General features: G+C 49.5%; 31 protein-coding genes. 16 read left to right on the forward strand and 15 right to left on the reverse strand.

The features are described 5' to 3' along the window. Positions 1–2: 2 nt before the first annotated feature. The 5 genes from prmA to aroQ form a co-directional block, all read right to left on the reverse strand. The gene (gene prmA / locus PHH59_RS00585) at positions 3–881 is read right to left on the reverse strand and encodes a 50S ribosomal protein L11 methyltransferase (protein WP_300009587.1); all 879 of its coding nucleotides are present in this window, start codon (positions 879–881) and stop codon (positions 3–5) included. 4 nt (positions 882–885) lie between these two features. Continuing rightward, positions 886–1,296 carry a PilZ domain-containing protein gene (locus PHH59_RS00590; RefSeq protein ID WP_366145478.1) on the reverse strand — a complete coding sequence of 137 codons (411 nt, stop codon included), beginning with the start codon at positions 1,294–1,296 and terminating at the stop codon, positions 886–888. A 153-nt stretch (positions 1,297–1,449) separates the two neighbouring features. Continuing rightward, entirely contained in the window at positions 1,450–2,793 is a 1,344-nt protein-coding gene (gene accC / locus PHH59_RS00595; protein ID WP_300009590.1) for an acetyl-CoA carboxylase biotin carboxylase subunit, read from the reverse strand. A gap of 20 nt (positions 2,794–2,813) precedes the next feature. Further along, a complete protein-coding gene (gene accB, locus PHH59_RS00600; protein WP_300009593.1) occupies positions 2,814–3,254 on the reverse strand; it encodes an acetyl-CoA carboxylase biotin carboxyl carrier protein in 441 nt (146 codons plus the stop codon). A 5-nt stretch (positions 3,255–3,259) separates the two neighbouring features. Further along, the gene (gene aroQ, locus PHH59_RS00605; RefSeq protein WP_300009596.1) at positions 3,260–3,706 is read right to left on the reverse strand and encodes a type II 3-dehydroquinate dehydratase; all 447 of its coding nucleotides are present in this window, start codon (positions 3,704–3,706) and stop codon (positions 3,260–3,262) included. A gap of 182 nt (positions 3,707–3,888) precedes the next feature. Here aroQ and ubiG point away from each other — a divergent pair, with 182 nt between their 5' ends. The 12 genes from ubiG to PHH59_RS00665 all read left to right on the forward strand — a co-directional run bounded on the left by ubiG (position 3,889) and on the right by PHH59_RS00665 (position 12,964). After that, complete coding sequence (ubiG, locus tag PHH59_RS00610; RefSeq protein ID WP_300009599.1) at positions 3,889–4,596, forward strand: bifunctional 2-polyprenyl-6-hydroxyphenol methylase/3-demethylubiquinol 3-O-methyltransferase UbiG; 708 nt, start codon at positions 3,889–3,891, stop codon at positions 4,594–4,596. A 6-nt stretch (positions 4,597–4,602) separates the two neighbouring features. After that, positions 4,603–5,283, forward strand: a complete 681-nt coding sequence (locus PHH59_RS00615; RefSeq protein WP_300009602.1) for an HAD-IA family hydrolase — start codon at positions 4,603–4,605, stop codon at positions 5,281–5,283. Beyond that, positions 5,274–6,002 carry an SDR family NAD(P)-dependent oxidoreductase gene (locus PHH59_RS00620; RefSeq protein WP_300009605.1) on the forward strand — a complete coding sequence of 243 codons (729 nt, stop codon included), beginning with the start codon at positions 5,274–5,276 and terminating at the stop codon, positions 6,000–6,002. The genes PHH59_RS00615 and PHH59_RS00620 overlap by 10 nt, the downstream gene beginning before the upstream one ends. Positions 6,003–6,011: 9 nt before the next feature. Next, positions 6,012–6,560 carry a putative Fe-S cluster assembly protein SufT gene (gene sufT / locus PHH59_RS00625; protein WP_300009610.1) on the forward strand — a complete coding sequence of 183 codons (549 nt, stop codon included), beginning with the start codon at positions 6,012–6,014 and terminating at the stop codon, positions 6,558–6,560. A gap of 256 nt (positions 6,561–6,816) precedes the next feature. Further along, entirely contained in the window at positions 6,817–7,077 is a 261-nt protein-coding gene (locus PHH59_RS00630) for a hypothetical protein (protein ID WP_300009613.1), read from the forward strand. A 171-nt stretch (positions 7,078–7,248) separates the two neighbouring features. Then, positions 7,249–8,262 carry a beta-N-acetylhexosaminidase gene (nagZ, locus tag PHH59_RS00635; RefSeq protein ID WP_300009616.1) on the forward strand — a complete coding sequence of 338 codons (1,014 nt, stop codon included), beginning with the start codon at positions 7,249–7,251 and terminating at the stop codon, positions 8,260–8,262. Positions 8,263–8,273: 11 nt separating this feature from the next. Next, positions 8,274–8,825, forward strand: a complete 552-nt coding sequence (locus tag PHH59_RS00640) for a hypoxanthine-guanine phosphoribosyltransferase (protein ID WP_300009618.1) — start codon at positions 8,274–8,276, stop codon at positions 8,823–8,825. Between the two features lie 14 nt (positions 8,826–8,839). Beyond that, positions 8,840–9,586 (forward strand): S-methyl-5'-thioinosine phosphorylase, encoded by a 747-nt coding sequence (locus tag PHH59_RS00645; RefSeq protein WP_300009622.1) that lies wholly within the window; start codon positions 8,840–8,842, stop codon positions 9,584–9,586. 67 nt (positions 9,587–9,653) lie between these two features. Further along, entirely contained in the window at positions 9,654–10,286 is a 633-nt protein-coding gene (gene nth / locus PHH59_RS00650; RefSeq protein WP_300009625.1) for an endonuclease III, read from the forward strand. Positions 10,287–10,598: 312 nt separating this feature from the next. Beyond that, complete coding sequence (locus PHH59_RS00655) at positions 10,599–11,276, forward strand: hypothetical protein (protein WP_300009628.1); 678 nt, start codon at positions 10,599–10,601, stop codon at positions 11,274–11,276. Positions 11,277–11,358: 82 nt separating this feature from the next. Beyond that, on the forward strand, positions 11,359–12,210 hold the full coding sequence (locus PHH59_RS00660; RefSeq protein WP_300009631.1) for a DUF692 domain-containing protein: 852 nt from the start codon (positions 11,359–11,361) through the stop codon (positions 12,208–12,210). Next, positions 12,191–12,964 carry a putative DNA-binding domain-containing protein gene (locus PHH59_RS00665; RefSeq protein WP_300009634.1) on the forward strand — a complete coding sequence of 258 codons (774 nt, stop codon included), beginning with the start codon at positions 12,191–12,193 and terminating at the stop codon, positions 12,962–12,964. Before PHH59_RS00660 ends, PHH59_RS00665 begins: the two co-directional genes overlap by 20 nt. A gap of 232 nt (positions 12,965–13,196) precedes the next feature. Here the strand turns inward: PHH59_RS00665 and PHH59_RS00670 are convergent, their stop codons facing one another. Both PHH59_RS00670 and PHH59_RS00675 read right to left on the reverse strand, forming a co-directional pair. Beyond that, positions 13,197–13,469 (reverse strand): hypothetical protein, encoded by a 273-nt coding sequence (locus tag PHH59_RS00670; protein ID WP_300009637.1) that lies wholly within the window; start codon positions 13,467–13,469, stop codon positions 13,197–13,199. Between the two features lie 64 nt (positions 13,470–13,533). After that, entirely contained in the window at positions 13,534–13,899 is a 366-nt protein-coding gene (locus PHH59_RS00675; protein ID WP_300009640.1) for a MarR family transcriptional regulator, read from the reverse strand. 121 nt (positions 13,900–14,020) lie between these two features. Here PHH59_RS00675 and PHH59_RS00680 point away from each other — a divergent pair, with 121 nt between their 5' ends. After that, the gene (locus PHH59_RS00680; protein ID WP_300009643.1) at positions 14,021–14,599 is read left to right on the forward strand and encodes a carotenoid oxygenase family protein; all 579 of its coding nucleotides are present in this window, start codon (positions 14,021–14,023) and stop codon (positions 14,597–14,599) included. 13 nt (positions 14,600–14,612) lie between these two features. Further along, positions 14,613–14,876, forward strand: coding sequence for a hypothetical protein (locus tag PHH59_RS00685; RefSeq protein WP_300009647.1), 264 nt, complete (start codon positions 14,613–14,615; stop codon positions 14,874–14,876). A 6-nt stretch (positions 14,877–14,882) separates the two neighbouring features. Here the strand turns inward: PHH59_RS00685 and PHH59_RS00690 are convergent, their stop codons facing one another. From PHH59_RS00690 to PHH59_RS00725, 8 genes are all read right to left on the reverse strand, one after another. Beyond that, a complete protein-coding gene (locus tag PHH59_RS00690; RefSeq protein WP_300009650.1) occupies positions 14,883–15,098 on the reverse strand; it encodes a type II toxin-antitoxin system HicB family antitoxin in 216 nt (71 codons plus the stop codon). Between the two features lie 128 nt (positions 15,099–15,226). Continuing rightward, positions 15,227–15,652 (reverse strand): PIN domain-containing protein, encoded by a 426-nt coding sequence (locus tag PHH59_RS00695; protein ID WP_300009654.1) that lies wholly within the window; start codon positions 15,650–15,652, stop codon positions 15,227–15,229. After that, the gene (locus PHH59_RS00700) at positions 15,649–15,867 is read right to left on the reverse strand and encodes a hypothetical protein (RefSeq protein WP_300009657.1); all 219 of its coding nucleotides are present in this window, start codon (positions 15,865–15,867) and stop codon (positions 15,649–15,651) included. The genes PHH59_RS00695 and PHH59_RS00700 overlap by 4 nt, the downstream gene beginning before the upstream one ends. A gap of 200 nt (positions 15,868–16,067) precedes the next feature. Continuing rightward, a complete protein-coding gene (locus tag PHH59_RS00705) occupies positions 16,068–16,853 on the reverse strand; it encodes a hypothetical protein (RefSeq protein WP_300009660.1) in 786 nt (261 codons plus the stop codon). Positions 16,854–16,930: 77 nt separating this feature from the next. Next, positions 16,931–18,643: a dihydroxy-acid dehydratase gene (ilvD, locus tag PHH59_RS00710; RefSeq protein WP_300009663.1), complete on the reverse strand. Its 1,713-nt coding sequence runs from the start codon at positions 18,641–18,643 to the stop codon at positions 16,931–16,933. 268 nt (positions 18,644–18,911) lie between these two features. Then, the gene (locus tag PHH59_RS00715) at positions 18,912–19,580 is read right to left on the reverse strand and encodes a TIGR04211 family SH3 domain-containing protein (protein WP_300009667.1); all 669 of its coding nucleotides are present in this window, start codon (positions 19,578–19,580) and stop codon (positions 18,912–18,914) included. A gap of 41 nt (positions 19,581–19,621) precedes the next feature. Next, positions 19,622–20,524, reverse strand: a complete 903-nt coding sequence (argF, locus tag PHH59_RS00720) for an ornithine carbamoyltransferase (protein ID WP_300009670.1) — start codon at positions 20,522–20,524, stop codon at positions 19,622–19,624. Between the two features lie 8 nt (positions 20,525–20,532). After that, entirely contained in the window at positions 20,533–21,711 is a 1,179-nt protein-coding gene (locus PHH59_RS00725; protein ID WP_300009673.1) for an aspartate aminotransferase family protein, read from the reverse strand. A 171-nt stretch (positions 21,712–21,882) separates the two neighbouring features. Between PHH59_RS00725 and grxD the strand changes: the two genes are divergently transcribed. Together grxD and ispB are read left to right on the forward strand one after the other, a co-directional pair. Next, positions 21,883–22,206 carry a Grx4 family monothiol glutaredoxin gene (gene grxD / locus PHH59_RS00730; RefSeq protein ID WP_300009676.1) on the forward strand — a complete coding sequence of 108 codons (324 nt, stop codon included), beginning with the start codon at positions 21,883–21,885 and terminating at the stop codon, positions 22,204–22,206. 227 nt (positions 22,207–22,433) lie between these two features. Then, a complete protein-coding gene (gene ispB / locus PHH59_RS00735) occupies positions 22,434–23,444 on the forward strand; it encodes an octaprenyl diphosphate synthase (RefSeq protein ID WP_300009679.1) in 1,011 nt (336 codons plus the stop codon). Positions 23,445–23,450: the final 6 nt, after the last annotated feature.

Here is a 23,450-nt window from a genome sequence, read left to right on the forward strand (position 1 = left end):
CGTCAGCGTTTGCAGCCGTCCAGCCTGATCCAGTCTTCCTGCTGGACGGGGGCGGTAAAAGCAATACAGTGCCGATACGCATCCATCACCGGGCCAGCTTGTTCATGCAGAATACCTGAAAGCACCAAGCGCCCCTCCGCCACAAGCAATGCGCTAATGGACTCCGCCATTTCTATCAAGGGTTTGGCGAGAATGTTCGCCAACACGACATCCGCTGGCTCTGGCGTAAATTGCCCGGGCAAATAACAACTGACCTGGTCTTGGACCTGGTTTTTTAAGGCATTGTCATGAGTTGCGGTCAAAGCTTGCGGGTCTATATCAACGGCAATCACCCGCGACGCCCCCAGCAATACCGCCGCCACCGCCAAAATACCGGAACCGCAGCCGTAATCAATCACGGTTTTGCCGGTTAAATCGTTGCCCGCCAACCATTCCAAACATAAGGCCGTGGTCGGGTGCGTGCCGGTACCAAATGCAAGCCCCGGGTCCAGCGTCAGGCATACGGTATCGGCTTCGTGTTGTTCTTGACCCGTCGGACACACCCATAACTTGCCGGCAAACTTCATCGGCTGGAAGTATTCCATCCACGCCCTCTCCCATGCCTGGTCAGCAACCTCTTCATAGTGCCAGGCCAACAAATCTTGTGTTGGAAAACGTCCATAAACCGAAGTTCTTATCCGTTCTGGTTCGACATCGAGTTCATACAGGGCGATCACTTGTGTACGCGTCCAGATTTTCGTCTCACCAATGGCGGGTTCATAAACCGGCTCATCTTCCGCATCCATGTAAGTGACCGACACCGCACCCAGATTATCGAAAAAATCCGCAAGTCTTGGAGCAAGCTGTTCGTGGGTGATGACGGTGATTTGATGCCAGGGCATAATTTTAACGAGGTTGGTAAAAGTGGTTTTGCGCCGTTTTAATAAAGCATATTATGGCGGCAAGGAAAATTGGCGGGGAGGCGGTACAACAACATGCCACAATCATCATGGACTTCCAGCACAAATTATAGGCAAGCCCCAACTTTATTATTGATTTATTGGTCTCGTTATCTTCCTCATCAAAAGCGACACCGGCTCCTGCCAGAAAAAATTCATTATCGTGCGCCACCGCATAGACAACTTCACATTTCAACAACAAAAGCCCGTCTCCAAGATAAGTTTTAAGGACACCTGAACGGGCATTATGTATAGGCAATGTTTCAGGATCGGCTTCCGACAAAAATGCGCCGCCTAAACTGATATTGCTTATCTTGCCGCTATATTTCCGACTATCAATGAACAAAAAAATGAACAAAAAAACTTAAGATCAGTAGGGGTTCTCGTGTGCTTGCGCTGGTTGGTCTGTGGAGTTTCCATAATTTTATCCTTATAAATTAAAAATAAAGCCACAATCCATCCATTAAAAAAACCGATCTGACCGCACAAATACTAAAATGACGTGTATGGCTTAATAAATCCCCAGCTTCTTTTCCAGATAATGGATATTCTGCCCACCCGCAGCAAAAGCGCAGTCATTCATGATGTCTTGCTGGAGCGGAATATTGGTCTTGATCCCGTCAATGATGATTTCGCTCAACGCCGTATTCATACGGGCTATCGCGCTTTTACGGGTTTCGCCGTGGGCAATCAGTTTGCCAATCATCGAGTCATAATACGGAGGGACTTTATAGCCGTTATAAATATGGGTTTCGCAACGGATGCCTGGGCCGCCGGGCATGTGGAACTGCTCGATTTTGCCTGGGCACGGCATAAAAGTTTGCGGGTCTTCGGCATTCAGACGGCATTCAATCGCATGGCCTTGGATTTTGACTTGGTCTTGGGTCATCGACAAACGCTCACCGCAAGCTATGCGTAATTGCTCTTTGACAATGTCAAAACCAGTGACCATTTCCGTAACCGGATGCTCAACCTGGACGCGCGTGTTCATTTCTATGAAATAAAACTCGCCTTTTTCGTATAAAAACTCAAAAGTTCCGGCACCGAGATAGCCGATATCGATACAAGCTTTCACACAACGCCCACCGATAAACTTGCGTTGCTCTTCCGTAATACCAGGGGCAGGAGCTTCTTCAACGACTTTTTGGTGGCGGCGCTGCATGGAACAATCACGCTCGCCCAAATGGATGGCGTTGCCGTGGGAGTCCGCCATCACTTGAAATTCGATATGGCGCGGGTCTTCAAGAAACTTTTCCATGTACACGGTCGGGTTGCCAAACGCGCTGCCCGCTTCGGCCTTGGTCATGGCAATGGCATTGATCAGCACCGCTTCGGTATGCACGGTACGCATGCCACGCCCGCCGCCGCCGCCTGCCGCCTTGATAATGACCGGATAACCAATTTCTTTAGCGAGTTTGAGATTTTTTTTGTTATCGTCTGACAAGGGGTCATTGTTGCCCGGCACACAAGGGATGCCCGCCGCCAACATGGCGTTCTTGGCGGATATTTTGTCGCCCATCATACGGATGGTATCGGCATTAGGGCCGATGAACACAAACCCGCTCTGTTTGACTTTTTCAGCAAAATCCGCATTTTCCGAAAGGAATCCGTAGCCAGGATGAATGGCTTCCGCATCGGTGACTTCGGCGGCGCTGATAATCGCCGGAATATTCAGATAACTGTCGGCGGATGATGCCGGCCCAATGCAGACCGATTCATCGGCCAGACGGACGTGCTTCAAGTCCCGGTCAGCTTCAGAGTGGACGGCAACGACTTTTACACCCAATTCCCTACAGGCACGCAAAATGCGCAGGGCAATTTCGCCGCGATTGGCGATAACGATTTTATCGAACATGTCTTACTCGTTTCTGCGTGTTATTCAATGATAAATAAAGGCTGTCCGTATTCGACAGGTTCGGAGTTTTCCACCAGGATTTGTTTGATCGTGCCGCTTTTGTCGGCTTCGATCTGGTTGAGGATTTTCATGGCTTCGATAATACATAAGGTGTCGCCGGTTTGCACCGATTGCCCGACTTCCACAAAAACTTTTGTGCCGGGTGAGGCAGAACGGTAAAACGTCCCCACCATAGGCGATTTGACAACGTGCCCGCTGACAGTATCTTCAACGGGCGCGGAAAGCTGGACGACGGCTGTGCCCGTTATGGGCGGAGCAACCTGGGCCGCGTAAGCCATCGGTGCGGGAGCCGCCGAGTAGCGGCTGATACGGATGCTTTCTTCACCTTCTTTCACTTCCAACTCAGCAATACCCGATGCTTCGATCATTTCGATCAGTTTTTTAATTTTTCTAATATCCATGGTTTTCAATGTCTCTCGGCTAGTATCTGATGTGCGGCCTGCAGGGCCAGTTCGTATCCGGTTGCACCTAATCCACAAATGATGCCTTTGGCAATATCTGAGAAATAGGAATGTTTTCTAAAAGGTTCGCGGGCATAAACATTTGACAAGTGCACTTCTATAAAGGGGATTTGGGTCGCCAGCAAGGCATCCCGTACCGCCACGCTGGTATGCGTAAAAGCGGCCGGGTTAATGATAATGAAATCAACCTGCTTGCTATAAGCCTGGTGTATAAGCTCGACGAGTTCATGTTCGGCGTTGGTCTGATGAAAGGCCAGTTGATGGTCAAGTCCGGCCGCCTGCTGTTCCAATAATGCTTTTATGTCCGCCAATGTTTTGTTACCGTAATGGCCTGGTTCGCGTAGTCCCAGCAAGTTTAAATTCGGCCCATTTAAGACGGTGATTGTTGCCATTAAGATGATATTGATGCACTAATTAAGAGGTGATTTAACCGTGCAATTTTACCGTTTTGCGAGGTTTTGTCCATCTATTGTTTTATTGGCGACGATACGGCAAAAGGATGGGATCTACGCTAAAATGACTAATAACCTAGCAATAGAGTAAACTATTGCCTACTTATATGAGGTACAGCACGATGACAAGCACAAACAATGTACACCTGCATGAAATCAACAAGTTTGGTGCCATGGCGGAACGCTGGTGGGACACCCAAGGCGAATTCAAAACCCTGCACGACATCAATCCCTTGCGCTTGGAATTTATCCAGCGATATGCCGGCATTGCCGGCAAACGCATCGTCGATGTCGGCTGTGGCGGCGGCATCCTGACTGAAGCCTTGGCAAAACAAGGGGCCGACACATTAGGTATCGACCTGAGTGAAGATTTGCTCGATATTGCCGAGTTGCACGGACTGGAAACCGGTGTCAACGCCCATTACCAGAAAATCAGCGCGGAACAACTCGCCGGGCAACAAGCGGGGGGTTTTGACCATGTCACCTGCATGGAAATGCTTGAACATGTGCCCGATCCGGGTTCGATCATCACGGCTTGCGCGAAACTGGTCAAACCCGGCGGCAAGGTGTTTTTTTCGACGTTAAACCGGCAACCGAAAGCCTATTTGCTGGCGATTGTGGCGGCTGAACATCTGCTGCAAATGATGCCGAAAGGCACGCATGATTTCAAAACCTTCATCAAACCTTCGGAACTGTGCCAAACGGCGCGTTCGGCGGGATTGGCCTTGCAAGGCATGGTCGGGATTGAATACAACCCGTTCAACAAGCGTTTTAGTTTGGGCAAAGACATAGACGTCAATTACATCGCCGCTTTCGAACGTTCCGAGTAACCGCCAATGTCCATAGATTTTAACTTGTCGTGCGTGTTGTTTGATCTTGACGGCACCCTGGTTGACACGGCACCGGACTTGATTGCCTGCCTGAACAAATCCTTCCATCATCACGGATACGGGATGGTCGCCCCGGAAACGATCAAGCCATTTATCTCTTTCGGGGCGGCGGCGATGATCAAGGACAGCTTGGGCAATACGGTGACGGACGAAGAACAGGACGCGATTTTGGCGACCATGCTGGATTTTTATCAGAACAATATCGCCGAACACAGTGAATTCTTCACCAACATGCCCGACATTTTGGCGGCGATTGAAGAGCGCGGACTGAAATGGGGCGTGGTGACCAACAAACGTGAACGTTTTACCCTGCCCCTGATGGCGGCCCTGCAACTGTCTGACCGCGCCGCCTGCATCATCAGCGGCGACACCACCGCCTATCCCAAACCGCATTCCGAACCGATGCTGGAAGCCTGTAGGCGGGCGGCGGTGCAAGCGCACGAATGCGTCTATATTGGCGACGCCCCGCATGACATCACCGCCGGAAAAAATGTGCAAATGAAAACCCTGGCGGCGGTTTACGGCTATCTGAAACCTGATGACCAACCAGAGACCTGGGGCGCGGATGCCTTGATCACCACCCCTGGACAAATTCTAACCTGGATAGATGCCGCCTTATGCCGTTAAGCAAACAAGTCATTTTAATCACCGGCGCCGGTGGCGGTTTGGGTAGCACGGCCGCACTGGCCTTAGCCAAACGCGGGGCGCATATCATCTTGCTGGACAAACTGATCCCCAAATTGGAAACGGTTTACGACGCCATCGTCGCGGCGAACGCCCCCGAACCCATCATGTATCCGTTTGATTTGGCGGGAGCGGATGAAAACGACTATCAGGAACTGGCGGACAGGATAGAAGGGAAATACGGGGCCTTGCAAGGCTTGCTACATTCTGCGGTTGAATTCAGCCACTTTACGCCCGTACCGCAAATCAGCACGAAAGACTGGGCAAAAACACTGCATGTCAATGTCAACGCGCCGTTTCTGCTGTGCCGCATGTTGCTGCCCTTGTTGCAAAAAAGCCCGCACGCGTCGATAGTCTTTACATCAGATTCATCGGCACGGACTGCACCGGCTTATTCAGGTGCTTATGGCGTGTCCAAAATAGCCCTGGAAGGTTTTGCGAAAATCCTGGCGGAAGAACTGGAAGCCGCCAACACCGTCAGGGTCAATACCTTAATTCCCGGGCCAGTGGACTCGCCATTTAGAACACGCGCCTATCCTGCCGAAGATAAAAGCCGTTTGCCGACGATGGCATCCTTGGCCCCGGCTTACATCTACCTATTTGGCCCACAAAGCCTCGGCATCACCGGCCAAACCGTTGATGCCCGTACTTTTCATTTATAAACAACCATTATGGCTGATAAAGAGACCATTATTTTAAGCCGCGACGTCAATATCGTGACCATACCCGATGGCATGGCCGGCATGTTGCGCCAGGGTATGGAAGTGACCCTCCATCAAGCGTTAGGCGATAATTTCACCGTGATCACCGATTACGGGCACATGGTGCGCATTGCAGGCAGTGACGCCGATGCCTTGGGCAAAGAACCGCAACAACTGCAATCCTTGGTTTCTGACAACACCGCCGAAGCCATCGAACAGAATTGCTGGGAAGTGATGCGCACGGTTTATGACCCGGAAATTCCGGTCAACATCGTCGAACTGGGCTTGGTTTACTACTGCAAAGTCAACCCGATAGCGGCAAACCAGTATGACGTGCAGATCATGATGACCTTGACTGCGCCTGGTTGCGGCATGGGACCGGTCATCCAGGGCGACGTCGAAAAAGGCATCCGCGCCTTGCCGGGTGTCGCCCGTGTCAACGTGGAAGTCGTGCTGGATCCGCCCTGGTCACGCGACATGATGTCGGAAGTGGCTAAATTGCAGTTGGGGCTATATTAAACGCCTCCTCGAAACAGTTAGAAAAAAGCACAATATTTGTGAAACATTACCGTGCTTCTTGCTATTGTAACGAACAAATCCTAGGCTCTTAGCCATCTTCCGGCTTTAGTACAAAAATCCAATGTCCGCGCCAATGCTGGGACATATCGGCGGTGATGATTTTATTGCCGTGCTCACCTGCACTCATTAGTTGCCGTGTTGCCAAGAAGTTCTATGATCAGGCAAGACTTGACATTTAACCGCTTTTGAAAATCAAGTGCCGGCCCATTACCGTGCCGAGGATGTTGAAACGGGCGGCATTTATGGCGAATACCGCTCAGGCGATCCCAATTTTTTCCCGCTGATCAGCTTGTCGGTGGGCATCGTCGCCCCCGATGTTTGCAGCCGTTGCCAATCCCATGTCGATATTGCCGACCCGGCGGCAAGCGCGAAAAAATCCGCCAAAAAAATAACCGGCAACAGTTATTTTGTCGTCGGCGATAGCAACAAGGCAGCCTGCCAATGCAACCCTGAGTAAACAGACTGCTTCACAAAAAGCCTCGCATTTTCCATACTGTTAATTGTGTACGAGCATTCATAATTGCAACACTGATTATTACCCGAAAAAATTTCCTGTTATCATATTTGCATAAAACGACAATTCATCTACAAATGATGAGATTTATTCATCAACATAGCACCGGAAAACATGACCAACTCTCTCCCTATCGGCCCAGTGATGCTCGATATTGCTGGCTTGACGCTGTCTTCACACGAGCAAGACCTTATCCAGCATCCGAACACGGGTGCAGTCATCCTGTTCTCACGCAATTATCAAACCCCGGAACAAGTCACCAAACTTATCAATAACATCAGGGCCGCGCGTAATGGCGAAATCCTCATTGCCGTGGATCAAGAAGGCGGCAGGGTGCAACGTTTCCAAACCGGATTCACCCGCTTGCCGGCGGCGGCACGATTTGAACAGGAAAAACAGTTGGCACAATCGGCCGGCTGGTTGATGGCGGTGGAATTATTGGCGGTGGGTGTGGATTTCAGTTTTGCGCCCGTGCTCGATGTCGATTGCGGAGTCAGTGAAATTATCGGCAACCGCGCTTTTTCCCGCGACCACGAACAAGTCACCGTACTTGCCGGCCTGTTCAAACAAGGTATGAAAGTCGCTGGCATGGCGGCAAGCGGTAAACATTTTCCAGGACATGGTGCGGTGGCCTTAGATTCGCACCTGGCCCTGCCTATAGACGAACGTGATTTGGACAGCATCCGCAACCAAGACCTGCAACCCTTCAAACACCTGATTGCGGCAGGTTTGGAAGGCGTGATGCTGGCACATATTGTTTATCCGAATATTGACGGACATGCGGCGGGATTTTCACCATTTTGGATACAAAAAATCCTGCGTGAAGAATTAAACTTCCAGGGTGCCGTGTTCAGCGATGATTTAAGCATGGAAGGCGCGGCATCGGTGGGTGGTTTTGCTGAACGCGCCCGACTGGCGCAACAAGCAGGTTGCGATATGATCCTGGTCTGCAATAATCCGGCCGCCGCCGAACAGGTGCTGGAAGCCCTTCCCGTAAGCAATGATCCATTGCGTGAAGAACGCTTGTTACGCATGAAAGGCAGGCCGTTGATGAACAGGAGCCAATTGCATCAATCGAAAAAATGGCAAACCATCAGCTCGCTGATCAAACTATTTAACCAACAATAACAAGCAAAATCATGCTCGACGAAATCAAACGTACCCAGGCCAACGCCGAATTACTCCATAGTGAACAGGAGATTGAAGCGGCACTGGACAGTATGGCGGTGCAAATCAACACCACCCTGGCGGACAGCAACCCGATAGTGCTCTGTGTCATAAACGGCGGTATCGTGGTTGCAGGCAAGCTACTGACCCGTTTGACCATGCCTTTGAATGTGGACTCCATCAATGCCAGCCGTTATCGGAACCAAACGGCTGGCGGCGCCATTGAATGGCTATTCGAACCCCGAATGCCGCTGGATGGGCGCGTAGTCCTGGTCGTGGACGACATTCTCGACGAAGGTATCACCTTGGCGGCGATCCATCAATATTGTTTGGAAAAAGGAGCCACCGCCGTTTACAGCGCCGTACTGCTGGACAAATTGTTAGGCCATGACAAACCCATTCGTGCCGATTTTGTCGGTTTGGAAGTCGCAAACCACTATTTATTTGGTTATGGCATGGATTACAAAGGCTATTTACGCAACGCCGCCGGCATTTATGCCTGCAAACTTGAAAACCAGGACTAAATCAGGAATAAACCATGACCAAATTGGCAATTATCGGCGGCACTGGCCTAACCCAACTTGAGGGCTTGGCCATCACCCGGCGAGAACAACTCAGCACCCCTTATGGCGCACCCTCCGCCGAGTTTATTACCGGTGAATTCAACCACCAGTCCGTGGTTTTCCTGGCACGGCATGGTAATCCGCACACCATCGCGCCCCACAAAATCAATTACCGAGCCAATATCTGGGGACTAAAACAACTGGGGGTCGAAGACATTATCGCCGTCGCCGCCGTTGGCGGCATTACTGAAGCGATGATCCCCGCGCATATCGCCATTCCAGACCAGATCATCGATTACACCTACAGCCGCAAACACACTTTTTTTGAAGACGCCAACTATCCGGTCACCCATATTGATTTCACTTTTCCTTACACCCCTAAATTACGCAACGCCTTGATCGCCGCTGCGGTACATGCAGGCATCAAAATCAGCCAACATGGCACCTATGGCTGCACACAAGGCCCGCGCCTGGAAAGCATCGCCGAAATCAAACGCATGGAGCGTGATGGTTGCGATTTGGTGGGCATGACCGGGATGCCGGAGGCGGCCTTGGCCAAAGAGCTGGGTATGAATTATGCCTCCATTTCAGTAATCGCAAATTGGGCGGCGGGCAAAACTGACGGCGAAATCACGATGGCGGAAATTGAGCAAAACCTGCATGCAGGCATGGCAAACATTGCACAATTACTGCAAGCGTTTATTGCCCGCACCGTGATTTAGCCTGAAATGCCTGTTAAAGCGGTAACAGGCGTTTCAAATCTAACTTCGCGTCAATCAAGCCACCAACATGAACACCCAAACACGCCAGGAAATATTTAAACGCCTCGCCGCCGCCATACCTGAACCTACCACGGAACTCAACTACAGCACCCCGTTTGAATTGCTGGTCGCCGTGGTCTTATCGGCCCAAGCGACCGACAAAGGCGTGAACAAAGCCACCGCCCAATTGTTTCCTATCGCCAATACCCCGGAAAGCATTTTGGCACTGGGCTTGGATGGTTTAAAAACCTACATCAAAACCATCGGGCTGTTTAACAGCAAAGCGGCGAACATCATCACCCTATGCCAACAATTGCTCGATAAGCACGGCGGGCAAGTGCCGGACACCCGTGAACATCTGGAAGCCTTGGCGGGTGTCGGCCGGAAAACCGCCAATGTCATACTCAATACGGCATTTGGACAGGAAACTATTGCGGTCGATACGCATATCTTCCGCGTCGCCAACCGCACCCGCCTTGCACCTGGTAAAAATGTCCTGGAAGTGGAACAAAAATTGAACAAATGGACTCCCAAAGCCCACAAAAAAGCGGCGCATCATTTGTTGATACTGCATGGACGCTACACTTGCATCGCCAGAAAACCCAAATGCGCCGAATGTGTGCTTGCTGATTTGTGCGAATACCCAGAGAAAACCTTATAATGTTAAATATAAATTTTCGGTTTTTGGAGCGCGGGCGGCTCGGGTGCAAGGCGCACGGAGCGCGAAAACCGGTGTGTACATGAGACCGCGCAACGCCGCAATCGAACCGCGTAATCGCTTTTAAAACACGTTCTAAGGAAAACAGACGAATAGCCGCCTGTATTTTAGATGGCTACTTAAACCGCAAAGATTGTAATTTTTTACAACGCAAGTATATTTATACTGTGTCCGGTCATGCTTGGACATGCCACCCTGTGATGCGTACCCCGCATCATTTTTAGCCCCACAATAAACTCTTAGGAAGATACCACCATGAAAACAACTAATAAAAATCCGTTATTCGCCGCAATGAGCGTGGCGATCATGTCATCTTTGTCGGCAACTGCCGCCAATGCTGAAGCCAATCCATTCGGTATGACAGAATTGTCTGCCGGTTATATGCAAATTGCCGAAGCCAAAGCCCCGGAAATGAAATGCGGCGCGTCCATGAACATGGGCGGCACCGCAAAAACGGCTGAAGGTGCTTGCGCCGGTGCCAAAACATCTGACAAAGCCGCCGCCGCTGAAGGCAAATGCGGAGACATGATGGACGGCGATAAAATGAAAAAAGGCATGGAATCCGCTTGTGGCGCCATGATGAAAGGCAAGGAAGGCGCGTGTGGCGAAATGATGAAAGGCGAAAACATGAAAGGCAAAGAAGGGGCCTGCGGTGCCGGTATGAAAATGCCAGAAGGCAAATGCGCGGCACAATGTGGCGAAGCCATGAAAAACTGTGCTGATGTAAAAGCCAAAGAAGGTAATTGCGGTGCGCAAATGAAAGGTTGCGGTGAAGCCATGCAAGGTTGTTCCGAAATGATGAAAGGCAAAGAAGGCACCTGTGCCGCAGCAGCAAAAACACCTGCCCCACAAACACCAGTTCCACAAACATCTGCTCCAAAAACACCTGCTCCAAAAGTTGCTGAACCCATCCACATCAAACCAGCAAATTAAACGGACTTTTCGTTAAAGCCGGTTAAATCAGGAGGATATTTTTTATATCCTCCTTTTCTTTTACTTTTGCACAGGTGTTCCTATGGACACAACACTAAGACCCGTCCACGGTGCCGGCTTGGGCTTAAGGCGGAGTTTCTTGGGCGAAATCGTCGAGACGCCCCCTTCCGATGTTGATTTCTACGAAGTCGCCCCCGAAAACTGGATCACCATTGGCGGTAAATTCGGCAAACAATTCCGCGCCATGACCGAGCGGTTCAACTTTGTCTGCCACGGTTTGTCACTGTCACTGGGCAGCACCGACCCGCTGGATGAAACCTTTGTCCGTGCCGTCAAGCAATTCATGCACGACCACCAAATCAAGCTGTACAGCGAACATCTCAGCTATTGCAGCCAGGATGGGCATTTATACGATTTGCTGCCAATACCGTTCACCTCCGAAGCCGTCAGCCATGTCGCCGCACGGATTAAGCGCGTACAAGACCTGCTCGAACAAAAAATCGCCATCGAAAATGTCTCATATTACGCCGTCCCCGGTCAGGAAATGACCGAACTGGACTTTTTTAACGCCGTCGTCCAAGAAGCCGATTGCGATGTCTTGCTGGACGTGAACAATATTTACGTCAACAGCGTCAACCACGGCTACGATGCCGAAGCCTTCCTCAAGGCCGTACCCGCACAGCGCATCGTCTACGCGCATATCGCCGGACATTACGTCGAAGCCGAAGATTTTCTGGTGGACACCCACGGCGCGGAAATTATCGACCCGGTATGGAAGCTGCTGGGCAAAGCCTACGAATGGCACGGCGTGTTTCCGACTTTGCTGGAACGGGACTTCAACCTCCCGGAAATGTCCGAATTGATCCGCGAAGTCAACACCATCAAATCCATCCAAACGGCCTGGCACCACCACCATGCCCAACAATCCGCCTAATCCGATGAACGTTGATTTTGCCGCCAAACAACGCGAATTTGTCGCTTATGTCAGGGATTCTGGACAAAATCCTCCACCCGCTGATGTGCCACTGCCGCGCATTGACATGTACCGGGAATTGCTGTTCAACAATATCGACAATTTCCTGGGCAGCAATTTTCCGGTCTTGCGGCAACTGCTCGATGACGGCCAGTGGTACGCAATGGCGCGGGATTTTTATGCCAGACACACCTGCACTTCCCCGTATTTTTCAGAAATTCCTGAAGAATTTATCGCCTATCTGCAAACCGAACGCAAAAACGCCGATGATTTTCCGTTCATGCTGGAACTGGCGCATTACGAGTGGGTGGAAATGGCGGTCGCCATCGCCAAAGAAGAACCGCTAGACACTTCGTCCCCGCAGCAAGTGTTGGGCGGACACACGCTGGCACTTTCGCCGTTGGCTTGGCCGCTGGCGTACCAATACCCGGTACACAAAATCGCCCCGAACTTTTTACCCACCGAAGCCCCCGCGCAACCGACTTTTTTAATCGTCTACCGCAACCGGCAAGATGAAGTCCATTTTCTGGAAATCACCCCGATAACTTACCGCTTGCTGGAACTATTGCAGGACGAAACACCTGCCACGGCGATGGATTGTTTAAAGCAGATCGTAGCAGAAATGCAGCATCCACAACCGGAATTGGTTATTAATGGCGGCTTGCAAATCTTGCAGGATCTGGTGGAAAAAGGGATTGTTAGTGTCGTCGCTTGATTAGTTTATGGATTGATTAGGAACGGGCATGAAATAATTTCCGCACCAGATCGTCAGACCTGTCAGGTTTTGAAAACCTGACAGGTCTTGATCCGCGAATTTATTCCATGCTCATTCCTTAGTTTGTAGATTGTTTGAACAGCGGGAATAGCCGGAACGGGCAACAAACCCGTTCCGGCATGACTAAACAAAAAAGTTAAACCACCACAAAATCCATTCGTCAACGCCAAATTCACGCCCAGCGTGGCGATTTGCACATCGGCATCAGACCATTGCCGTCGGCATCATAAAACAATCCGCCAGTGGTTTTGTGGTGGACGATGAAATCATCGGCATCCACCGCCACTAAGCCGATTTTGAAATAATCCCTATTCAGCTCACCCGTCGCCATCAACTTGGTGAAAATAGCGTTTTCTAACCGGATGGTGTCATGCACCATCGGCCTAACAAGCCAACAAAATGGATGCGCCGCCCGTTGCCGGTTCTGGCATTTCGGTTTTATCAAGGTTCGGTGGCTTCGTTTCTCTTTCGTTAGCGGCGCCCCCTGTCACGTTAGGCGTTCTCGTGGTTCATTGCGTAAGATTGTCTTGCATCACTTTAAGCAACGCCTCTAATTTCTCAATATCCTCAGCGGCTATTCCATTAACCATTTCCGCCACCAATTGCTGCTCTTTCACCATGAAACGGGTGACAATTTGCTGCACTTCCGCGCTGGGCTTGAGTAGGAAACTACGTTTATCCAGCATATCCTGCGCTTTGCTCAATAGCCCTTGCTCGGCTAAAGAGTTGACCAAACGGGTGACTTGGGCTTTGTCCCTCGCCATTTTTTTGACCAGTAGATTCTGGGGCATTTCACCTTCTTCCACCAGAATCCTAAGCACCAGAATTTGCATGGGGGATAACTTGGCCTCCGCCTCTTGAACCACGTCAAGCATTCGACCACGAATTAAAAAGATAAGCCTGAACAGGAGTTCATGAAGTTGGAATGTCGGCGAAACTGGCATGTGTAAATTCCTGTCCTGTGCTTTCGGTTGGGCTTTATTATGAAAAATATAGTTGGTTGATGCTTTCTGGATTTGGCATTTTGTCAATGCGTTTGAGGACGGTGGGGATATTGTGGTGGATGCAATTCGGCACGATGATTTTCGCGTGTTTGCCTCGCCAGTTGACTTGAACGCCAAGGTGAGTGGCGAACCTGCGTTGTGGCGGTTTCGCCTATCACCTAAACAGAGAGGGTTTTCCGGCGAACCGCTACGGCCATTCCCTTGCGAGTTTCCATCCGTACATCCGCGCCATGCGGGTGCGGAACATCGCACGGTCTGGCTGCAAACCTATACGAAAGCCGACGGTGGAGAAGGTGCGGGGGTTGGGCGTTTTGACATCCAAACAAGACAAACACAGTATTGGTATAACCCGGAAGGGCATTTAGGCTCAGAGCCTGTTTTTGTACCGGAACATGGGAATGCACCAGAAGGTTGGTTATTGCAATTATTGCAAGACCCAGAGGCAGAACGCAGTTACTTGGCGGTACTGGACTCAGAACGCCTTGACGCAGGGCCTATGGCAAAGGTTTGGTTTAATCAGGCAATCCCCATGACGTTTCATGGTGTTTTTGTGCCGGAAGCAAATAGATAAGCAGCCAAAAGCGATGGCTGAATTTTTATTTACCAATGCCGAAAAAACGATATTGGTATCAACAATAATCGACTTCATTGAATCTTGGCTAAAAAACGGGCTTGGTTTTGTTGCCACCAAGCCGTTTTTAACTCCTCGTCCAATGCCATCGCATCATCTGTGGCCATTTGGCTTTGGGACAGCAATTCTTTTATTCGCAAGATTTCGGGCGGGTGCAATAATTCGTCGGAATTTAAGTGTTCTTTGGAAAAAATTAAATTCACCGTCTTTTCAATAGAGTATGTTACGCCGTCATTGCATATAACGGTTTGGAAGGTTCCGGTACGGGGTCGCCGGATTTATTGCAAGCCGTAATCCATGCCGCCATTGCGTCGTGCAATTCGACAATTGCCTCTTGTTCCGTCCGACCCCAAGCGTTACAACTTGGCAAATCAGGAGTTACAGCAATATATCCTTCATCTTCATCGCTCCAAAAAATCTCAATGGGGTATTTATTCATGATTTTTCACCGTATTTGTTAAGCATTACCGCCAATTGTCTGGCCTGATACGGCAAAATAAAGCCGTTCCGGTTTTGGAAGTTTAACTGCATCGGCTCACCCTTACGCTTAAAAACACTATGCAATTTTCACGTCTTATGAAGGGCATTACTTTTAAAAAAAGAGCTAAAACCCTTTTTTTCAAGGCCTAGCCGCAATTTATTATCGCCTGTCCAAAGCAAGCCATTCATCTCAATGGTTAAAGCTACAAAAAGCATGTCTTTCGGATCAATGTCTTTTACCAACAACCAAGCCTTTTGTAGTGCATCGGTTGAAATGGCGTTTTCATCATAGAAATCAATATGCCGGATAAGCTCGTACAGGATTTCCAATATTTCATCCGGCGTGTGCTTACTGATTTTGCAGATTTTTTCCTTGTGCTTAAACAATTCCACAAAGCCGAATTTGGGCATCAGCAATGTCTGTTGTGACTCCAGCAAAAACGAAGCGATGGCTGAATTTTTATTTACTAATGCCGAAAATACGATATTGGTATCAACAATGATCGGATTCATTGAATCTTGGCTAAAAAACGGGCTTGGTTTTGTTGCCACCAAGCCGTTTTTAACTCCTCGTCCAATGCCATCGCATCGTCTTCGGTCATTTGGCTTTGCGACAGCAATTCTTTAATCCGCAAAATTTCCAGCAGACGCAAGAGTTCTTGGGAATTTAAGTATTCTTTTGAGAAAGTTAAATTGACTGTTGTTTCAGTGGCTTGGTAGTTCAGCATATTTGTTCCTACTTAAAGGTGTGAGTACGTATTGTGTACCCTACTACGAGTCTCTTTTTTAGTCATTTTTCGTTTTTTCTACAAAAATCGATATTTTCTTTGATTGACCAGTAATAGGATGAGTCGAGGTACGAGGCGCATCGGTCGCGAACGATGCGCTTCACTTTGTTCAGCGCATCCTATAGCCCCTCTCTATCGAGCTAGTCCATCGGAAAATTAAATTCAGCGGAACTAAGCAATGAATTAATCTTATCCGATTCGATTTTTACGCAAAAAGGCTTTATGTCCTCAATCTTTATTTTGATTGGTTTTTTGTCTCTTGTTTTTTGATAAAAACAAATCCTAAATTCTTTTTGGTAGCTAAATCTTTTGTGCTTTTTAAACGGAACGTCTTGTTCTTCTATCCGACCACTAAAAAGCTCATCATCATAATAGTCAACTAATCTCCCAACACAACTATATCCTTGGTCTTGAAAAGCTTGTTGTGATTGACGTATTTTATTTAGAAAATTGGACGCAAGCATAATGACGGCGAATTTACCAAACTTAAAACACTGCTCATCGATTTTAAATTGCTCTTTAAATTTAATAACCTCTTCTTCTGTATATATAATTTCACCATTTATGGTTTTGAAGGGTGTTACACTGATCGCATACATACAAAATACATGTAAAAAATCACTATCATTCCTAGACATAGATACAGGTTCAATCAAATCTTCTCCAGCTATGTCCAAATGCGGATTTGCTGGAAATGACATTGAAATAAAATCCTTAGGTTGACACCATATTTCAACCGCTTCATGCCTATCTGCACGACCATCATCACAATTTTTCTCAACTTTCTTAAAATAAGCCAAGCTATTTAAATACAATTCTCCAGAAATAAATTGATCTGCGTAGCATTCCTTTTCAAAAAATTTAACAAAGTATACAGGCACAAGCTTGAGTATATTTTCAGCATCAGTAATTAAATTTTTAGACATAATTTTATTTTAAATGCGTAGGAAGATTTAATATTTATGCTGGGTTACGCTGTCGCTAATCCAGCATAAATTAATCATTAATCCAAATTATCCGTAACCGCCCCCAAAGAAGCCGAACTCACCAACTTGGCATATTTCGCCAACACGCCACGGGTATATTTCGGCGCGGGCTGTTGCCAACGCTCCATACGCCGCGCCATTTCATGCTCGTTGATATGCAAGGTCAAGGCGTTGTTTTCGGCGTCAATGGCAATGGTGTCGCCGTTTTCGACGAGGGCCAAGGGGCCGCCGACGTAGGCTTCGGGGGTGATGTGGCCTACCACGAAACCGTGGGTGCCGCCGGAGAAACGCCCGTCGGTGATCAGCGCGACTTCTTTACCTAAGCCTTTGCCCATGATGGCGGAGGTGGGGGAGAGCATTTCGCGCATTCCGGGGCCGCCTTTGGGGCCTTCGTAGCGTATGACGATGACATCGCCTTTGACGATGTCGCCGTGCAGTATGCTGTGCAAGGCTTGTTCTTCCGTATCAAATACTTTCGCCGTGCCTATAAAACGCAGGCCTTCCTTACCGGTGATTTTCGCCACCGCACCGCCTGGCGCGAGGTTGCCGTATAACACAACTAAATGGCTGTCTTTTTTGATCGGGCGGGTTAGGTCATGGATCATGTCTTGACCGTCTGGATACGGGGCGACATCGGCGAGGTTTTCCGCCAGCGTTAAGCCGGTGACGGTCAAGCAATCGCCGTGCAACAAACCTGCGTCCAACAACACTTTCATCAATGGCTGGATGCCGCCAATTTCGACCAGTTCCGCCATTTGGTATTTACCACTCGGCTTCAAATCGGCCAGCATGGGCACTCGTTTGCCGATGCGGGTGAAATCGTCCAAGCTTAAATCGATTTTCGCGGCGTTCGCCATTGCCAATAAGTGCAGCACGGCGTTGGTGGAACCGCCCAGCGCGATGACCACGGTGATGGCGTTTTCAAAGGCTTCCTTGGTCATGATGTCGCTAGGTTTGATGCCTTTTTCGATCAGGTTCATGACCGCCGCGCCCGCGCGTTCGCAGTCCAGACGTTTGTCGTTGGAAATCGCGGCTTGCGCTGAGCTGTTCGGCAAGCTCATGCCTAATGCTTCAATCGCCGAGGCCATCGTGTTGGCGGTGTACATGCCGCCGCACGAACCTGCGCCAGGGATGGCTTTGGCTTCAATTTCCGCCAGTTCGGCATCGTCGATTTTATTGTTGGCGCGGGCGCCGACCGCTTCAAAGACTGACACGACATCGAGCTTTTTATCTTTGTGGCAACCCGGCATAATCGTGCCGCCGTAGACGAAAATCGCCGGACGGTTAAGGCGCGAGAGGGCGATCATGCAACCGGGCATGTTTTTGTCGCAACCGCCGATGGCGACCACGCCGTCAAAACCTTGGCAACCCACTACGGTTTCAATCGAATCAGCGATGACTTCGCGTGACACCAGCGAGTATTTCATGCCTTCCGTACCCATCGAGATGCCGTCGGAAATGGTGATGGTGTTGAACACCACGGCTTTGCCATCGGCGTTGTTTACGCCAATCGCCGCATCATCGGCTAGTTTGTTGATGTGCATATTGCAGGGCGTGACCATGCTCCAGGTTGACGCGATGCCGATTTGCGGTTTCTTGAAATCTTCGTTGGAAAAACCGACCGCGTGGAGCATGGCGCGGCTGGGTGCGCGTTCCATGCCGTCTACGACTTGGGATGAAAATGAACGGCTGCTTGGTTTTGAATTAGGGGTATCGCCTGAATTGGTCATGTAAGGATTCCTTTTGATTTTCGAGTAAGTGGAATAAGGGTTGTTATGAGGTGTTTTTAGCGGGAGGGATTTATCAAAGACCAGCCTTCAATTCGGCCTGTCCTCAAACGTATAGGGATTACGAAAATCCAGAATGATAGATGTGCCCACAAATACCGTTCATGGTTGTCGGGATTATGGCAATCCATGCCGGCATAAGGATGTCGTAACTTGTGTGGGTATTTGTATTTGCAGCGGGTAAACAGCAATAAAGCCATAGCCGCTATACTCAGTACATATCCCAACTGCTTTTGCGCCGCCAGCCCAATTTAGGCAGGATAAAACCTAAAATCACGCTAAAAAAGACCAGGATGCCGCCATATAAAAACCAATCCTGGTCACTGGTGTTTTTAAGTCCGGCATTTTCCCGCTCAAGCTGCTCTTGTTTACGTTCTGCATTGACAACACGTTCTTGCAATTCGTCACGTTCATTTTTTAACTGCACCACACCTGCCGCCGCTTGCTTCAATTCATTGAGTTCCAGGCTCAGTTTGTCCCGCTCCATCGCCAAGGATTTTTCCAGCGACGTGCCGGGTGTGATGGAATCCTTGACCATTTTTAGCTCGGCTTTTAAAGACAGATTTTCCGACTGCAAGGCTTTGAGGGTTTTATTGTTGGTCTCTATTTGCTCCCGCGCGGGCGGCTCTTTCATGGTCTGGCGGGTTTGGATAAAACCTTCGACACCGTCGCTAGTACGCACAGGCGTGAAACCGGATTTGGTTTTTTCACCGACGACGGTCAACTCAGTGCCGGTGGGGATGAGTTTGACGACTTTCGCTTCATTATCAGGCGCACTTCTGATAGATAAATTAAGATTATCGGTGACATAGACTGTTTCCGCCCGTGCCGCGCCGACAGCAAGCATGAGCATAACTAGCGAGGATATTAATTTTTTCACAAGATTCCCTGCTTTAGCCGTTTAATGGGGCGATTTTAACGTTATTTCTGGCAGAGCAGAAATTCCAGTAAGGCTTTTTGGGCATGAAGGCGGTTTTCAGCTTCTTGGAAAACGACGCTTTGCACACCGTCAATGACTTCAGCGCTGACTTCTTCTCCGCGATGGGCTGGCAAGCAGTGCATGAACAAGGCATCAGGATGCGCCGCCGACATGACCTTGGTGTCAACCTGATAATCCTTAAAGGCGCAAACGCGTTGCCTTTGCTCTTCTTCCTGACCCATACTGGCCCACACATCAGTGACGACCAAATCGGCATTTTGTGCCGCCGCAACCGTTTGGGTGAAAAATTTCACCCGTTCGCCTACCGTGGCAACGATTTCCGGCGATGGTTCGTATCCATTCGGGCAAGCGATGTGCAAGGTAAAATCCAGCATCATCGCGGCGTGGATATAAGAATGGCACATGTTGTTGCCGTCACCTATCCAGGCTACCGTTTTGCCTTGAATATCGCCACGCAATTCAAAAAAAGTCTGCATGTCGGCGAGCAACTGGCAAGGATGCTGTTGATCGGTCAAACCATTAATGACGGGTACGCTGGAATGCTCGGCAAACGTGGTGACGGTTTCATGCTTGTCGGTCCGTAACATGATGCAATCAACCATGCTGGAAATGACTTTGGCACTGTCGCGTAGCGGTTCGCCTCGCCCCAACTGGGTGTCACGCGGTGACAAAAACAACGCGCTGCCGCCAAAATGCGCCATGCCAGTTTCAAAGGAAATACGGGTGCGGGTCGATGATTTTTCAAAAATCATCGCCATGACGCGGCCTTTTAACGGTTGGTAATCCACATCGCGGTGGTTTTTCAGTTCGATGGCACGATGGAGCAATGCGCGGAGTTCATCACTGGAAACATCGAGCAGGCTGGTAAAATGTCTAGGATTCATAGCTCTTCCTACAACGTGGCGGTAAACGCTAAAATTAAAGAGGATAAGGTGCCGACAAGCAACTGGATTTGTGGCTCGTCCATAACTAACGGCGGCAACAGGCGGATGTTTTTTTCATAGGTGACGTTAATCAACAGACCCGCATCCAAGGCTTGCCCGACCAATCCGGTGCAAGCTGTGTCGAGTTCGATACCGATCATCATGCCTTTGTGGCGGATGTCCACGATATGCGGATTGCCTTGCAATTGCCCGCTGAATCCCGCCCAAATCGCCGCACCTTTGCTGGTCGCCGCCGCCATTAAATCATCGGCATCCAGGGTTGCCAACACCGCCAGGGCCGCACTACACGCCAAGGGATTGCCGCCGAAGGTCGAGCCATGTGCGCCTGCCGTCAACACCTCGGCGGCCTTGCCCCGCGCCAGGCACGCGCCTATCGGTACGCCATTGCCCAAGGCTTTGGCGACGGTGCAGACATCAGGCAAGATACCGTTGTGCTGGTAAGCCAAGAACTTTCCCGTCCGGCCTATTCCGGTTTGGATTTCATCGAGCATCAACAATAATTGGTGTTGGTCACACAAACCGCGCAATTGATTGAGATAATCCGCCGCCGGAATATTCACCCCGCCTTCGCCTTGAATCGGCTCGACCAACACCGCAACGACATTGCGGTTCCCGCTGATGGCTTGTTCCACCGCGCCAATATCGTTGTACGGCACGCGGATAAAACCTTCGACCAGCGGCCCGAAACCTTGCTGGACTTTGGGGTTGCCCGTCGCACTGAGTGTCGCCAGCGTCCGCCCGTGGAAACTTTTTTCCATGACAATGATGGCAGGTTTTTCAATGCCTAAACCATGACCATATTTCCGCGCTAACTTAATCGCCGCTTCGTTCGCTTCCGCGCCGGAATTGCTGAAAAAAACATTGTCCATGCCGCTTTTTTCAATCAGGCGGTTAGCTAATTGTTCCTGCAAAGCTATCCGGTAAATATTGGAGGTATGGACCAGTTTGCGGCTTTGTCCGCACAGGGCTTCATGTACTGCCGGATGCGCGTGGCCTAGATTGCACACGGCGATACCGGACAGCGCGTCCAAATAGCGTTTGCCCTGGTCATCCCAGAGCCACGCACCCTCACCGCGCTCAAAAGTGACAGCTAAACGTCCGTACGTTGGCATAATGTGACTGGTCATAAGGTCTGCCTATCAACAAAACAATGGGTTGTGCCACCCGATAAAAAAACGCTCGATTATAAGTTTCAATTTCACCTTAGGCAAGTCCATGATTTTAATATTTGCTTTTTTAACTGCTTTAAAATTGATAAAATCGCCAGGAATTAATTTAACAAACGAGTGAAGATGATTATGAACGTATTAGAAAGAATTAAAGACCAAATCGACAATAATCCTGTTGTGTTGTACATGAAAGGGACGCCGGACTTCCCGCAATGCGGGTTTTCCGGGCAAACCGTGCAAATTCTGGATTTGTGCCAAGCCCAATATATGTTCGTCAATATTTTTGAAGACACTGAATTGCGTGAAGCACTGAAAGAATATTCCAACTGGCCGACTTACCCCCAACTTTATGTCAACGGTGAGTTGGTCGGGGGCTGTGATATTGTTGTGGATTTGTACAAAAAAGGCGAACTATTGCCTATGCTGTCCGCTGTGGGTAGTATTGCCCAGTAACAAAAAAGTCCCACGCCAAAAGCTTGGCCAGACCACGCCACTTAATTGTTTGGGCAAGCTTTTCGGACAACCTAAGGTTTTTGGCTAGCAGGAAACAAGGGGCGAATTGCCGCTTAACTTGTCATGAGCGATTGCTTAATGAATAGGTTATAATGTCGCCCTATTCAAGGGCTTCATAGTTATCACTATGAAAAACAACCAAAACTTTAGACCTATAACACTCAATAATGGCATCGCACGCACCATCCCCATCGAACTTATCGACACCTATTGACTTTGATTCTATTAAAAATTTAACGCAAACCGAAGCCAAAGCCGTCGACCAGCTCATTATTGACGAGTTAAGTTCCGATGTGATTTTAATCAACCAAATGGGGCATTACATCGTCGGCAATGGCGGCAAGCGTTTACGTCCCATGCTGTTATTGCTCGCCGCCAAAGCTTTGGGTGGCGTGACAGACAAACACCTGATCCTCGCCGCCGTCATCGAATTTATCCATACGGCAACATTACTGCACGACGATGTCGTCGACGAATCCGATTTGCGCCGTGGCAAAGAATCCGCCAACGCCGTCTGGGGCAACGCCGCCAGTGTCTTGGTCGGTGATTACCTGTACTCGCGGACTTTTGAGATGATGGTGCGCACGGGCAATATGCGCGTCATGGAAATCCTCTCCAAAACCACCACCGCAATCGCCGAAGGTGAGGTATTGCAGCTTTTAAACTGCAATAACCCAGAAACCACAGAAGCCAAATACTTGGAAGTCATTGCCAGAAAAACGGCAATTTTATTCAGTGCCGCCACCCGCTTGGGGGCGGTCATTGCCGGTGTTCCTGCTGATATGGAAGAAAACCTCGCCCAATACGGGCAGCATTTAGGCATAGCATTCCAATTGATTGACGACGCGCTGGATTACAAAGCCAATCAAGACGACTTGGGCAAAAATCTCGGCGATGATTTGGCAGAGGGCAAGCCAACGTTACCGCTGATTTACGCCATCCAAAACGGTAGCGAAAGCGAAGCCGCGATTATTATTGAAGCGATTAAAAACGGTGACCGCGAGGCTTTCAACCAAGTCTATGCCATTGTCCAAAGCACCCAAGCCATCATCTACACCGAACAACGCGCCGATGAAGAAGCACGAAAAGCCATCAACGCCCTCGCCTGCCTGCCTGAATCCGAATACAAAGACGCATTGATTTTATTGGCTAAATTTTCCGTACAGCGGAATTATTAATTTGCA

It is taken from the genome of Methylovulum sp. (assembly GCF_028687615.1).
Taxonomy (GTDB): domain Bacteria; phylum Pseudomonadota; class Gammaproteobacteria; order Methylococcales; family Methylomonadaceae; genus Methylovulum.

Coding starts and splice junctions, on each gene's coding strand:
- PHH59_RS00695 (WP_300009654.1), bottom strand. CDS start 15,652: ATGAATCCGATCATTGTTGATACCAATATCGTATTTTCGGCATTAGTA.
- prmA (WP_300009587.1), bottom strand. CDS start 881: ATGCCCTGGCATCAAATCACCGTCATCACCCACGAACAGCTTGCTCCA.
- PHH59_RS00615 (WP_300009602.1), top strand. CDS start 4,603: ATGTCCATAGATTTTAACTTGTCGTGCGTGTTGTTTGATCTTGACGGC.
- PHH59_RS00690 (WP_300009650.1), bottom strand. CDS start 15,098: ATGAATAAATACCCCATTGAGATTTTTTGGAGCGATGAAGATGAAGGA.
- ilvD (WP_300009663.1), bottom strand. CDS start 18,643: ATGACCAATTCAGGCGATACCCCTAATTCAAAACCAAGCAGCCGTTCA.
- nagZ (WP_300009616.1), top strand. CDS start 7,249: ATGACCAACTCTCTCCCTATCGGCCCAGTGATGCTCGATATTGCTGGC.
- PHH59_RS00645 (WP_300009622.1), top strand. CDS start 8,840: ATGACCAAATTGGCAATTATCGGCGGCACTGGCCTAACCCAACTTGAG.
- aroQ (WP_300009596.1), bottom strand. CDS start 3,706: ATGGCAACAATCACCGTCTTAAATGGGCCGAATTTAAACTTGCTGGGA.
- PHH59_RS00685 (WP_300009647.1), top strand. CDS start 14,613: ATGGCTGAATTTTTATTTACCAATGCCGAAAAAACGATATTGGTATCA.
- nth (WP_300009625.1), top strand. CDS start 9,654: ATGAACACCCAAACACGCCAGGAAATATTTAAACGCCTCGCCGCCGCC.
- grxD (WP_300009676.1), top strand. CDS start 21,883: ATGAACGTATTAGAAAGAATTAAAGACCAAATCGACAATAATCCTGTT.
- accB (WP_300009593.1), bottom strand. CDS start 3,254: ATGGATATTAGAAAAATTAAAAAACTGATCGAAATGATCGAAGCATCG.
- ubiG (WP_300009599.1), top strand. CDS start 3,889: ATGACAAGCACAAACAATGTACACCTGCATGAAATCAACAAGTTTGGT.
- PHH59_RS00665 (WP_300009634.1), top strand. CDS start 12,191: ATGCCCAACAATCCGCCTAATCCGATGAACGTTGATTTTGCCGCCAAA.
- ispB (WP_300009679.1), top strand. CDS start 22,434: ATGGCATCGCACGCACCATCCCCATCGAACTTATCGACACCTATTGAC.
- sufT (WP_300009610.1), top strand. CDS start 6,012: ATGGCTGATAAAGAGACCATTATTTTAAGCCGCGACGTCAATATCGTG.
- PHH59_RS00620 (WP_300009605.1), top strand. CDS start 5,274: ATGCCGTTAAGCAAACAAGTCATTTTAATCACCGGCGCCGGTGGCGGT.
- PHH59_RS00640 (WP_300009618.1), top strand. CDS start 8,274: ATGCTCGACGAAATCAAACGTACCCAGGCCAACGCCGAATTACTCCAT.
- PHH59_RS00675 (WP_300009640.1), bottom strand. CDS start 13,899: ATGCTTGACGTGGTTCAAGAGGCGGAGGCCAAGTTATCCCCCATGCAA.
- PHH59_RS00655 (WP_300009628.1), top strand. CDS start 10,599: ATGAAAACAACTAATAAAAATCCGTTATTCGCCGCAATGAGCGTGGCG.
- PHH59_RS00700 (WP_300009657.1), bottom strand. CDS start 15,867: ATGCTGAACTACCAAGCCACTGAAACAACAGTCAATTTAACTTTCTCA.
- PHH59_RS00725 (WP_300009673.1), bottom strand. CDS start 21,711: ATGACCAGTCACATTATGCCAACGTACGGACGTTTAGCTGTCACTTTT.
- argF (WP_300009670.1), bottom strand. CDS start 20,524: ATGAATCCTAGACATTTTACCAGCCTGCTCGATGTTTCCAGTGATGAA.
- PHH59_RS00660 (WP_300009631.1), top strand. CDS start 11,359: ATGGACACAACACTAAGACCCGTCCACGGTGCCGGCTTGGGCTTAAGG.
- PHH59_RS00705 (WP_300009660.1), bottom strand. CDS start 16,853: ATGTCTAAAAATTTAATTACTGATGCTGAAAATATACTCAAGCTTGTG.
- accC (WP_300009590.1), bottom strand. CDS start 2,793: ATGTTCGATAAAATCGTTATCGCCAATCGCGGCGAAATTGCCCTGCGC.